This is a genomic window from Thalassotalea sp. SU-HH00458 (genome assembly GCF_040362795.1).
GTDB lineage: Bacteria > Pseudomonadota > Gammaproteobacteria > Enterobacterales > Alteromonadaceae > Thalassotalea_H > Thalassotalea_H castellviae.
This window is the reverse complement of the sequence record NZ_BAABWW010000001.1, coordinates 15145-27730: the sequence shown is the minus strand read 5'-3', so window position 1 is coordinate 27730 and position 12586 is coordinate 15145. Positions and strand designations below refer to the sequence as shown.

Here is a 12586-nt window from a genome sequence, read left to right as displayed (position 1 = left end):
TTAAATAGCTGCTTTTTTGTTTACCGTTAGTGATCAAAAAGTAATTTTATCACCTGTCTTTTTCTTTCCTCGCTATGAGCTAATATCCGTTTTTTATTATCCAATAGTCGTCGTTGTTATAAATGTTATAAACGTGATAGTCGCGACTCGCAATACCATTAAAAATAGTAGATAATGCGCGAAAATTAACACAGGTTTTGAAAGTTATGCGCTATGCCTTAGGCATTGAATACGACGGAAGTAAATATTGCGGCTGGCAACGACAAAAATCGGTAGTCAGTGTTCAGCAAACATTAGAGACTGCGTTATCTAAAATTGCCAACGAACCTATTGAAGTGGTTTGTGCTGGTCGAACAGACACAGGGGTAAATGCTACTAATCAAGTGGTGCATTTTGATACCAACAATAAGCGCAAAGATGTGGCATGGACATTAGGTGTTAATACTCATCTTCCGCAAGATGTAGCTGTTTCTTGGGTGCAGGAAGTCAGTGAATCGTTTCATGCGAGATTTAGTGCCACAGCAAGGCGTTATCGATATATTATTTATAATAAAAGGCTCCGTTCTGCCATTCTCAGTCATGGTTTAAGCTTTTGTCATTACCCGTTAGATGAAAAGTTAATGCACCAAGCCGCGCAATATTTGGTTGGGGAACATGATTTTACCTCTTTTCGAACAGTGCATTGTCAATCACATTCACCTGTAAGAACGTTATCCCACTGTAATGTAAGTAGGCAAGGTGACTATTTAATTCTTGATGTTAAAGGCAATGCTTTTTTGCACCATATGATCAGGAATATTGCAGGAAGCTTAATGAGAGTGGGGCAAGGAAAAGAAACCGTAAGCTGGATAAGTGAAGTGCTAGCAGCAAAGAATCGTTGTGTTGCAGGGATGACAGCCGCCGCCGAGGGCTTGTATTTTGTTGATGTTGATTATCCGGCTGAATTTAATATCCCAAAACGACAATTAGGTCCTTTATTTTTAGAATAACAGGAAAACACACAAAACAGACCAGTTTTTTGTATTCAAAATACCGTAAAATATGCTCTAATTAGTGGTTATATTTAGATAATATTAAAATTTTAATATTTAATGGCTCAAAATGAGTTGTTAAATGATTTTCGTGCATAGGCTAAGTGAAATTATGAGCTGGATTGAAAAAATTCTCCCGAAAGCAAAATCTACCCAAAAGCGTAATATCCCTGAAGGGGTTTGGAGTAAATGTAATTCGTGTAATGCGGTATTATATAAAGTTGAACTTGAGCGCCAAATGTCGGTTTGTCCAAAATGTGATCATCATATGAGAATCAGTGGGCGCAAACGTATCGAAGGCTTTTTAGATGTTGGTGAACGTATTGAATTAGGCGAAGAGTTTGAAGCGCAAGATATTCTTAAATTTAAAGATTCAAAACGTTATAAAGATCGCCTCTCTGCGGCACAAAAAAGCACGGGTGAAAAAGACGCATTAGTAGTGATGAAAGGTGAATTACACGGTATGCCTGTGGTAGCTGCAGCTTTTGAATTTTCATTTTTGGGTGGTTCAATGGCATCTGTTGTCGGTGCTAGATTTGTTAAAGGGGTTGAATACTGTCTCGAACATAACTTGCCATTTGTTTGTTTCTCAGCAAGTGGCGGTGCTCGTATGCAAGAAGCGTTGTTTTCGTTAATGCAAATGGCTAAAACCAGTGCTGCATTAGCTAAAATGAGTGAAAAAGGCTTACCTTATATTTCGGTATTAACGGATCCAACTATGGGTGGTGTTTCGGCGAGTTTAGCAATGCTTGGTGATGTTAACGTGGCTGAGCCTAAAGCTTTAATTGGTTTTGCTGGTCCTAGAGTTATCGAACAAACTGTTCGTGAAAAGTTACCCGAAGGTTTTCAGCGTAGTGAATTCTTGTTAGAAAAAGGTGCAATCGACATGATTGTTGATCGTCGTGAAATGCGTGATACCTTAGCGCGTTTATTAGCTAAATTTACTGGATACGATTTAAAAGTGAGTTAATTGTTTAAATAAACACTAATTAAGTCCAATACATTTATGAAAGAAACCGTTCAAAGCCACTCAAGTCGAAATCTCGATGAGTGGCTTTCTTATTTAGAAAGTATTCACAGTACAGAAATTGATATGGGTCTAGAGCGCATATCAAAGGTTGCTGAAAATTTAGCTATTGAGTTTGAATTTACTCAGGTTATAACCGTGGCAGGAACTAATGGTAAAGGCACTACTTGTGCCTTTCTTGAAAACGCTATATTAGCTGAAGATCGCTCAGTTGCTGTCTATTCGTCTCCCCATATTGAAAAGTTTAATGAACGTTTACGCATTAACAAACAAGATGTCGATGATAAAGCGTTTATCCTTGCTTTTGAAAACATAGAGCAATCGCGTGGTGATATCTCGTTAACTTATTATGAATATACAACCTTAGCAGCTTTACTTATTATCATGGTTGAAAAACCTGATTTCGCCATTCTAGAAGTTGGTTTAGGTGGCAGACTTGACGCTACCAATATTATTGATGCAGACATTGCTGTGATCACCACGGTAGATTTAGATCATCAAGCGTTCCTTGGCGATAATAGAGAAAGCATTGGTTTTGAAAAAGCCGGCATTATGCGGGCAGGCCAACGCGTAGTTATCGGTGATAAACATCCGCCTCAATCTGTTCTAGCACATGCTAAACAACTTAACACACAAGTATATATTCGAGGTGTAGATTTTAATGTTGATTTTAACGAACTCACTCATGGTTGGGGTTGGCAAAGTCATAATTATACCTTTAACCGTTTACCTCAACCCTTTATTCCTCGAGATAATATAGCTACCGCGATTATGGTGCTTGAATTACTTGGAATTAATGTGGATGAGACAAAACTTGTATCATTGATAACATCGACTAAAGTTGCAGGTCGAACAGAATTGATCGCAGGCCATTGTAAAATTATGCTAGATGTTGGCCATAACCCATTAGCTGCACGATACTTAGTCGAACAAATCCCTTTATTGTCAGCGACAAAAGTTCATGCTGTGGTTGCAATGTTGGCGGATAAGGATATCTTTAATACGCTCAATCCATTATTGGCTGCAGTTGATTGCTGGTATATGGCAAGCCTAGATATGCCAAGAGGCGCTAATGCGGAACAGCTCAAAAGCCACATATCAAATAGCACGAATCAAATATTAACTTTTGACAATGTCATTGATGCCTATAAAATGGCTCTTTCACAAGCTAAAGAAAGTGATTTAATCCTTGTTTTTGGATCATTTTTTACTGTTGCTCAAGTTAAAGGTTTTTTAAATTAGGAGTTATCTTGTCTACACCTTTTCAAAATAGATTAGTCGGTACTATGATAGTTGCAGCCGTTGCGATTATTTTTTTACCTGATGTACTTGATGGCGATAAAAAAACCTACCAAGAAGAATTTGATAAAATTCCAACCGCACCGAAAGTCGACTTTAAGCCGCAAAACCAATCATTTCCTAATGACAAACTAGCGGGTTTGCCCAAAGACGAAATAAGTGAAGAAATAGCGCTAGATGACGATGCTGGAGATAAAGACATACCAACTGCGGCTATTGATAGTGGGGTGCAAGAAAATAAAGCATTCAATGATGAAAAGCCTTTAGCGAGTGTTAAAACCGATGAAGTGAAGCCACAAGCTGTGGTGAAAAAAAGTATGCCGGAAAAAGCAGTTTCTCAACAAGCATGGGCAATACAGCTTGGTAGCTTTAGGCATAAGAAAAATGTCAATGAACTAGTAAAAAAGCTAGAAGCAGCTGGCTATACCGTTTTTACACGACCGATTAAAACTAAAAATGGAACCTTAACGAAAGTGTTTGTTGGACCTGAATTAATTAAAAGCAGTCTTGAGAAAAAAATCCCTGCATTAAAGACGTTAACTAATGTGCAAGGAAAAGTTGCCCGATTTACACCAACTAGATAATAAAAATATTAGCTAAATTGCTTGTGGTTCTGTTAGAATGCGCGCCACTATTTATTAGTTAATTTAATTGAGAACTCTCGATTTATGGTTTGGATAGACTATGCCATTTTGGCTGTCATAGGTATTTCCACTTTAATTAGTTTAGTTCGTGGCTTTGTCAAAGAAGCTGTGTCGCTAATTATTTGGATCAGTGCCTTTTTTATCGCGAGTACTTTCTATGCCAAACTTGCCACGTTATTAACTAATATTTCTGATCCTTTCCTGCGCAATGGCGCAGCAATTACTATTCTATTTATAACAACCTTAATTTTAGGGGCCTTAGTTAATTACGTTATTGGTCAATTGGTTACCAAAACAGGCCTATCAGGTACAGATAGAGTATTAGGGATTGTCTTTGGTGCCCTACGAGGGGTATTGATCGTAAGTGCAGTATTATTCTTTATGGATGCATTCACTCCGTCAACATCAAGTGATTGGTGGCAAAGTTCGCAGTTAATCCCAGAATTCAAATTAATAATTGAATGGTTTTTTGAATACCTCAAACAATCATCCAGTTTTCTAAAACAAGCTTAGTTCGGCGGAGAAAAACACCATGTGTGGTATAGTTGGTATTGTTGGTAATACACCGGTAAGTCAATATTTATATGACGGTTTAACAGTTCTACAGCACCGCGGTCAGGATGCTGCAGGAATTGTAACGATTCAAAATAACACCTTTCGCCTAAGAAAAGGCAATGGTTTAGTTAAAGACGTTTTTCATACGCGTCATATGCTGCGATTACAAGGTAATATTGGTATCGGCCATATCCGTTACCCAACCGCGGGGACGTCGAGTTCTTCAGAAGCACAACCTTTTTACGCCAATTCACCTTTCGGTATTTCTTTAGCGCACAATGGTAACTTAACTAATGCTGAAGAATTGAAAGAATGGCTTTATAAAGAAGCTTGTCGTCACGTAAACACAACTTCTGATTCTGAATTATTACTAAATATTTTAGGTCATGAATTACAAAGTATCGGTAACTTCACGTTAACACCGGATGATATTTTTACTGCTATTGCTAATGTTCACCAACGTGTTCGTGGTGCCTATGCAACCGTTGCATTAGTGATTGGCAATGGCATGGTGGCATTTCGTGATCCTAATGGTATTCGTCCTCTTGTTTTTGGTAAAAGAGAAAGCGAAAAAGGCACTGAGTACATGGTTGCTTCTGAAACAGTCGCCTTAGATGCCTGTGATTTTGAGTTTGTTCGTGATGTTGCACCAGGTGAAGCAATTTATATCACTGAAAATGGTCAGTTTTTCAGCAAACAATGTGCAGAGAATCCTAGGTTTAGTCCGTGTATTTTTGAATATGTTTACTTTGCTCGCCCTGATTCTACTATGGATAAAATATCTGTTTATGCATCACGTGTTGAAATGGGGAAAAAATTAGGGGCTAAAATCAAGCAAGAATGGGCGGATGAAGATATTGATGTAGTTATTCCGATCCCTGAAACATCGTGTGATACCGCTTTACAAATTGCCCAAACATTAGATTTACCTTACCGCCAAGGGTTTGTAAAAAATCGTTATATTGGCAGAACCTTTATTATGCCAGGACAAGAGCAACGTAAAAAGTCTGTTCGTCAAAAGCTTAATGCTATCGGTGCTGAGTTTGCAGGTAAAAATGTATTATTGGTAGATGACTCTATTGTTCGTGGCACAACTTCTGAGCAGATTATTGATATGGCTAGAGCCTCAGGTGCTAAAAAAGTTTATTTTGCCTCTGCAGCTCCTGAAATTCGTTTTCCAAATGTATATGGTATCGACATGCCAAGTGCAACAGAGTTAATTGCTCATGGCCGTGAATTAGACGATATTTGTGATTTAATTGGTGCCGATAAACTTATATTCCAAACGATCGAAGATTTAGTCAGCGCAGTATCGGTTGCGAATCCTGATATTAAAGCATTTGAAACATCAGTTTTTAATGGCCAATATGTTACACAAGATATCGATCAAGGTTATTTAGAAAGATTAGATGCATTGCGTAATAACGAAACAAAAGAAACCTCAGATAAAAATGCAGATTCAATTATTGATATGCACAATGAAGGTGCTGAATAACGACTGTTAAGTGTTATTAGCTCATTAAAAAAGGCACCTTAGGTGCCTTTTTTGTGCTTACTCTTTAGGATTAGCTCATTGAGCTATGAAATATATTCAGTACCAAAGCCCATTCCAAACATAATTGCGCTAATCGCCATTAGTGAGACTAATAATACCAAGCCACAGGTAACCACTGAACTTGCATAGATAAAGCCTTTTTCCTCTGGAATATTCATCATGATAGGAATCCCCGAGTAGAGTAAATAAACGGAATAAGAAAGCGCAGCTAAACCTGCTAAAGTAACAAACCATAACACTGGATAAAGTGCCGTTAGACCAACCATTAGCAATGGTGTCGCTGTATAAGCGGCAAGTTCTAGTGCTTGTGTGAAATCGGGTTTTGCATCAAATGTTTTTGCCATCCATTGTATCAAATAAGCGAGTGCAAATACGCCAATCACTAATCCAGCATACATAGCAACAGACATTGCTAATGCACTTGATTCAGATATTTTTATCGCATCTCCAGCTCCTATAGTCCAACCAATATGCGCGGCAGCATAATAACTACAAATTGCTGGAATCAGGGCAATTGTTAGTATATGGACAAAACTGTACATTAAACTTTCATGACGTTTTTCTATGGTTTGCCATTCTTCTTTTGGATGAGCATAAAGCCCCCAGATATGATTTAAGATCATAATATTACCTCTTGCTGTCCCCAAAATATGTTGTTTGCGGAGATTGATTTTCCGCTCCAACATCTACGTTCAACTTTTTTATTTTTTTATAGTTGATACCTTATTTATGAAATAACTGAAAGCGTACGTCAAGAAGAGATTGAAATTTAGCCAAGAAATTTAAAAAAACGGATATTTTTATAATCAAAAGAGCAAAAATGTAATTTTTATATAGTTAAAAATACTATTAACTGAGCTTAATCCTGACTACATTCATCACTTCAATATTAAAGCCTGCGATGGTTTCAGAACTTGGGTAATACGTCATATTGACGCGTTGCCCTTTTAACGAACGATATAACTTTTTTCGCTTATATTTAAAAGGTACATCAATATTCTCGATCATGATGGTGTTCAATACCCAATCGTCTTCCTCGCGCTGTACATGAGATTTAACTTTTATATGCTCACTATGAACAAGGTCTTGGTGCTTATCAATCAGCTTTTTAATATTATTTTTTGGTGACATATCGTTTTCAATTATTGATTTGAGATGATCTGAACAGGAAACATTGTTTTATATTACGGAACTTTCAGTGAATAGTTAAGCCGCTAGCGATATTACCGTGTTAATTACCCTCGTTTGATGATTCATTTAACTGTCAGTCATTTTACTATCTATGCGTGATAAACAGCCGTATTCAAATATTTTGTGAATTGGTTTGTTTTATTTCAATTGCACTTTTATTTTGGTGCAACGCGTTGTCCTATTTGAGTTAAATTTATTTAACCTATTGATATTTATTGGTTATTCATAATGGTGCGGATTTTGTATACCAAAGGTAATGCCATATTTAAATATATGGGGAACACATTCAGGTAACTCAATTGAGACATACTATGAAACAAACATTAAAAAATAAAATATTACCGATTGAATTTGCGAAAAAATCAATCACGGTAATGTTAATCGAAAAACACCCAAGTAATCATTCAGTGTTAAAGAAAGCATTAATTGATTTTGGTTATCACGTAATAAAACATATTTCGGCCAGTGACAATATTTTGGAATTGATCGATACATGTTCTCCGGAAGTATTGATTTTAGTGACAGATTCACCCAGTGATAAAGTGCTAAAAAATTTAGCGGAAGTAAATAAATTACATCCTTTGCCTATTGTTATTTTTTCTGAAAATGATTCACCTAATGTTATTCAACAAGCGATTAAATCAGGAGTCAGTGCTTATGTGGTGAATGAGATTTTACCGCAAAGAATCCAAAGTATTATTTCAGTGGCAAATGAAAGGTTTAAAGCTGAGCAATCTTTACGGAATGAATTGAAACAAGCAAAAGTGCAACTTGAAAGCAAAAAGTATATTGATAGAGCGAAAAATTTACTGATGGAGCAAAAACGAATGAGTGCGAATGAGGCACATAAGACACTAAGAAAAATGGCACTCGATCAAAGTTGTTCAATAGCAATAGTGGCAAAAAATATTATTGATGTTTGTCAGTTGTTATCGCCAGCGAGATCATAATTTTTATGGTCATTGAGCAACGTATTTAATTTTTTCGAGTAATTTTATTAGGAAAGTAAGGTTGTAAATAAAAAATATAATTCATGCAATATGCTATGGATACAAGAATTTATAACCTTGTTTTAATTAATAAAAACAATAGAACAATATCTTGATCGTGATCATCCTTTGCCATAATCCAACGATGATAATATTCAATTATTCAATATACGCGGATCTAAAAACAACTCACAAAAGTGTCAGGAATCGATATATTTCAAGTGAAGAGCTCAGTTCAGTATATTCATTATTATCGTATTAATTAACAGGCGCTTAGATTAAATAATAACTAAAAGAACAGTGCCTTTGTTGATGAATATCAGCGGCAAGAATTTTAATAAAACCCTAAAGAGAAATAACGCATGAAACTCAATAAAACCACTTTATATCTTGCTGTAGCATTAGCGAGTTCATATTCAACGACAGTTATGGCAAATGATATTTCTACTGCTTTAGCTAATGGCAAAGCAACCGTTGACTTAAATTTACGCTATGAAAGTGTTGACCAAGATAACGCCTTAAAAAAGGCAAGTGCATTAACGTTACGTACCCGATTAAGCTATGCTAGCAAAGCAGTGAATGGCTTTTCGTCATTGGTAGAATTTGAAGATTCACGTAATGTTTTAGGTATAAATGATTATAAAAATACCTTAGGTAGAAATAATGATTATTCAGTGATTGCCGATCCAGAAACAACCGAGCTTGATCAGATGCTTTTACAATACAAACAAGCAAATTTTACCGCAAAACTGGGTCGTCAAGTGATCACCATGGATAACCATCGATTTGTTGGTCACGTTGGCTGGCGACAAGATAGACAAACGTTCGACGGTATTAGCTTTGATTATCAAGCATCAGAAAAATTATCGTTGAAGTACGCCTATATAACGCAACGAAATCGAATTTTTGCTGATGCTAAAGATATCGATTCAAAAGATCATTTAATCAATGCCAGTTACAAAACAGGCGCAGGAACGGTAACTGCGTATAGCTATCTACTAGAAATTGATAATGATATTGACAATGCCCTTGATACATACGGAATACGCTTTAATGGTGCGAGTAAGTTCGACAGTCAAAAATTCACGTATTCATTCGACTATGCATTACAAGATACTGAGAGTGCAGGAACGAGCTTTTCCAGTCATTATTTATCTGCTGAACTTGGCACACATGTATCAGGTTTAGGCTTAAAAGTTGGTTATGAACTACTTGGTTCTGATGAAGGTATGTATGGCTTTTCTACACCATTAGCGACATTACATAAGTTTAATGGTTGGTCGGATCAATTTTTAACAACGCCAAAAGAAGGGTTAACTGATTTATATGCCAGTCTTAGTGGTAAGGTGTTGGAAGGGAAGTGGGCGGTTATTTATCATAATTTTAATGCCGATAAAGCAAGTGATACTGTTGATGATTTTGGTTCAGAAATCAATGCGGTTTATACTAAAAAGTTTTCGAAACATTATACTGCAGGAATTAAATATTCAGCTTATTCTGCCGGTGATGTAGCAACAGGCAAAGTAGATACGGATAAACTTTGGTTATGGATCAGCGCTAAATTTTAATGAATTTTAACCAATATATTTAGCTATTAAGCGGAAAATAAAATTTAGGTTATAAAAAGTGATAAAGTATTCTTTATCACTTTTTTTAGCTACTTATTAAAGCGACTACTTTATTTAGTGTGGTGGAGGCTAGTTTTTTAAAAACTTACTCTCAGAATGTTTGATAATTCGTTATACTTAAGATCTTAAGTTGTCATTTATCTCGAGTAGGTCGTTTTCGTTGATGGAAAAATCAATTCTTTTTCATACCATTTACCCACATAAAACCAGTAAAGTTTGGGTGGTGTTTATCCACGGTGCGGGTGGTAGTTCTGCTATTTGGTTTAGGCAAATCAGAGCATATCAGAAAAAATATAATATTCTTCTGTTAGATCTTCGCGGACATGGAAAATCAACTAACTTAGTGAAATCGTTTGTCGATAATAATTATTCTTTCAATCGTGTTTCAGAAGACATTATTGATGTTTTGGACTATAACCAGATCAAACATGCACACTTTGTCGGGATATCATTAGGTACTATCATCATACGTAACATAGCTGAAATAGCCCCAGAATATGTTTCAAGTATGGTGCTTGGTGGGGCAATTACTCGCTTTAATACTCGCAGTAACTCGTTGGTTTATTTAGGTAATGCTTTTAAATATTGTGTGCCATATATGTGGTTATATCGGTTATTTGCTTTTATTATGATGCCGAAAAAACGTCATAAAGAGTCGCGATTATTGTTCGTTAGAGAAGCGAAACGGTTGTGCCAAAAAGAGTTTCTTCGCTGGTTTAAATTAGCCATGGAAGTAAATCCTTTAATGCAATACTTTAAAGAAAAGGAAATCGATATACCTATTTTATATATTATGGGTAAAGAAGATCATATGTTTCTTGGCCCCGTCAAAGACATGGTTAAACAGCATAAAAATAGTTTATTGCACACTATTCAACGTTGTGGACATGTATGTAACGTTGAAAATCCGGCAGCCTTTAATGAGCATTCCATTGCGTTTATCGATCAGCAAAGTTAGCGATAATCAGTTGATTTTATCGCTCAGTTAATATCCCACGGATGATAATAAAGGGATTCTAACTGAGCGATTTATAAACGAATTAGCGTTTGTTTATTCAATATTTACTCTAATAATTTTATTGGTGCTACTTTGATGAATTAGTAAATCGCCATCGCGAGTAGCGCGCATATGTCTGATAATACCGGCATATACTTTACCTGAAGGAATTGCCCAACTTTGAAATGTTTCAGTTGTTGGGTCAAATTTAACCAAGGCATCTGGTCGCATACCTGATTCATTATACCAAACCATCTTATCTATGACGGCTATTGCATAAGGGTGCGATTTGCTGCCACTAGGTGATGGCCATTCCTTTATTTCTTCTGTGTAAGGGTTATACCGCCCCAATTTTCCTTGTGATGAATTGACATACCAAATCATGCCATCACTGGCGATATCTAAACGTCTGACACGCGTTGCTTCATTTGGTAACATCACGTCGGTTAATTTCATGGTTTTGGGATTAACTTTAACTAAACAATTTCTACCGTTACAAGCCACCCAAGGCGTACCATTTTTATCTATTTTAATACCATAAGGTTTTGAGCGAGGTGCATTCATGGTGACAAGTTTTATATCGCCACTCTCAGGGTTTAATCGGCCAATCATATTACTGTGTTGTAAGGTAAACCATAATATGCCTTTATCGTCAAAAATCGCGGTGTGAGGGTCTCTAGCATTTTCATCCGGCATTTTATATTCTGTGATTTTTTTGGAGTTAATATCTAATTTGCCAACACTGCCGTTTTTATTGCCTGTATACCAAATATTACCAGCCTGATCTGTGGTAACTGAATGGGGCATGGCGTTATCTGGCAAAAAGTATTCTTTCATTTCACCTGTTTTGGGATTAATTTGACCAATTAAATTTGCCCGTTGACCCGCCCACCAAATAGTCCCGTCATCGGCCTCGATAGGGTCACGTGATCGTTGACCTAAAGTAGGCGTTTGCCATTGAGTAAAGCTAATTTTTGTATCACCACCGAGGAGAGTAGGAGTACGTAGGGTATTTGGCGAGTAGTGTGTTGCTAAATAGTTAAAAATTTTCTGTTCAATTTTCGGTTGGTTTGATAAATCAATCATGGTGCGGGTTAAGAGTTTCCAATCCTTAACACTGTAACCAGAGCTGCGGGTGATCATATTGATGCGATGGCAGCTGGTACAATATTGCTCAACTAACGCCTTACCTTTCAACTGCTCGTTATCTTCGATAAGTTCTACTCCCAATGCTTGATTAACGCTAGCTACCCCAATTAAATACGCAATACCAGACAAAATCGATTTTAATAAAATACGAATACGCATGGAAACTCTCCTAGTAAAATTGAACATTTATTCAAGCTTATTCAATGGTCGTTGAAGTTTCAATGATAGTTGAAAAATTTCAATCGAATGAAGATTGAGCACCAATTTACATATCATTTTCGCTTTCTTTATTAAGATTGATTTTTTAAGTGTTGGGCTGTGAGTCTTTACTCGTTAAAACCCTAAAGCATAAGACGAGGATTATGTTCAAAAATGTTTACTTCCATGTCAAACCAGACATGTTTAGAAACACCTTTAACGGATCTCAGTTATTGTAACGGTCATTGGCATAGTTTATTCTCAATAATTACTGAATGCGCCTATGGCGTTTTTTTAAGGCCAAATTTTAAAGGCTAATTACT

At 36.4% G+C, this 12586-nt stretch carries 12 protein-coding genes; 9 read left to right on the top strand and 3 right to left on the bottom strand.

Translation table 11 applies throughout. The features are described 5' to 3' along the window. The first annotated feature begins 206 nt into the window (after positions 1–206). The 6 genes from truA to purF all read left to right on the top strand — a co-directional run bounded on the left by truA (position 207) and on the right by purF (position 6051). Entirely contained in the window at positions 207–989 is a 783-nt protein-coding gene (gene truA / locus ABXH06_RS00125) for a tRNA pseudouridine(38-40) synthase TruA (protein WP_353516875.1), read from the top strand. A 154-nt stretch (positions 990–1143) separates the two neighbouring features. Beyond that, positions 1144–2001 carry an acetyl-CoA carboxylase, carboxyltransferase subunit beta gene (gene accD / locus ABXH06_RS00120; protein WP_311577369.1) on the top strand — a complete coding sequence of 286 codons (858 nt, stop codon included), beginning with the start codon at positions 1144–1146 and terminating at the stop codon, positions 1999–2001. 36 nt (positions 2002–2037) lie between these two features. Beyond that, complete coding sequence (gene folC / locus ABXH06_RS00115; protein WP_353516874.1) at positions 2038–3300, top strand: bifunctional tetrahydrofolate synthase/dihydrofolate synthase; 1263 nt, start codon at positions 2038–2040, stop codon at positions 3298–3300. Between the two features lie 8 nt (positions 3301–3308). Beyond that, positions 3309–3941 carry an SPOR domain-containing protein gene (locus tag ABXH06_RS00110; protein ID WP_311577364.1) on the top strand — a complete coding sequence of 211 codons (633 nt, stop codon included), beginning with the start codon at positions 3309–3311 and terminating at the stop codon, positions 3939–3941. An 84-nt stretch (positions 3942–4025) separates the two neighbouring features. Beyond that, on the top strand, positions 4026–4514 hold the full coding sequence (locus ABXH06_RS00105) for a CvpA family protein (protein WP_311577361.1): 489 nt from the start codon (positions 4026–4028) through the stop codon (positions 4512–4514). A 19-nt stretch (positions 4515–4533) separates the two neighbouring features. After that, positions 4534–6051, top strand: coding sequence for an amidophosphoribosyltransferase (gene purF, locus ABXH06_RS00100; RefSeq protein ID WP_311577358.1), 1518 nt, complete (start codon positions 4534–4536; stop codon positions 6049–6051). Between the two features lie 83 nt (positions 6052–6134). On the opposite strand, the gene ABXH06_RS00095 is transcribed toward purF, so the two are convergent. Both ABXH06_RS00095 and ABXH06_RS00090 read right to left on the bottom strand, forming a co-directional pair. Next, positions 6135–6734, bottom strand: a complete 600-nt coding sequence (locus ABXH06_RS00095; RefSeq protein WP_311577355.1) for a Yip1 family protein — start codon at positions 6732–6734, stop codon at positions 6135–6137. Positions 6735–6960: 226 nt separating this feature from the next. Further along, positions 6961–7242 carry a hypothetical protein gene (locus ABXH06_RS00090; protein WP_311577352.1) on the bottom strand — a complete coding sequence of 94 codons (282 nt, stop codon included), beginning with the start codon at positions 7240–7242 and terminating at the stop codon, positions 6961–6963. A 371-nt stretch (positions 7243–7613) separates the two neighbouring features. On the opposite strand from ABXH06_RS00090, the gene ABXH06_RS00085 reads away from it, so the two are divergent. From ABXH06_RS00085 to ABXH06_RS00075, 3 genes are all read left to right on the top strand, one after another. After that, on the top strand, positions 7614–8252 hold the full coding sequence (locus ABXH06_RS00085) for an ANTAR domain-containing response regulator (RefSeq protein ID WP_311577349.1): 639 nt from the start codon (positions 7614–7616) through the stop codon (positions 8250–8252). A gap of 401 nt (positions 8253–8653) precedes the next feature. After that, positions 8654–9859, top strand: a complete 1206-nt coding sequence (locus ABXH06_RS00080; RefSeq protein ID WP_353516873.1) for an alginate export family protein — start codon at positions 8654–8656, stop codon at positions 9857–9859. A gap of 223 nt (positions 9860–10082) precedes the next feature. Next, on the top strand, positions 10083–10877 hold the full coding sequence (locus ABXH06_RS00075) for an alpha/beta fold hydrolase (protein ID WP_353516872.1): 795 nt from the start codon (positions 10083–10085) through the stop codon (positions 10875–10877). Between the two features lie 93 nt (positions 10878–10970). Here the strand turns inward: ABXH06_RS00075 and ABXH06_RS00070 are convergent, their stop codons facing one another. Then, on the bottom strand, positions 10971–12224 hold the full coding sequence (locus ABXH06_RS00070) for a Vgb family protein (protein ID WP_353516871.1): 1254 nt from the start codon (positions 12222–12224) through the stop codon (positions 10971–10973). Between the last annotated feature and the right edge of the window lie 362 nt (positions 12225–12586).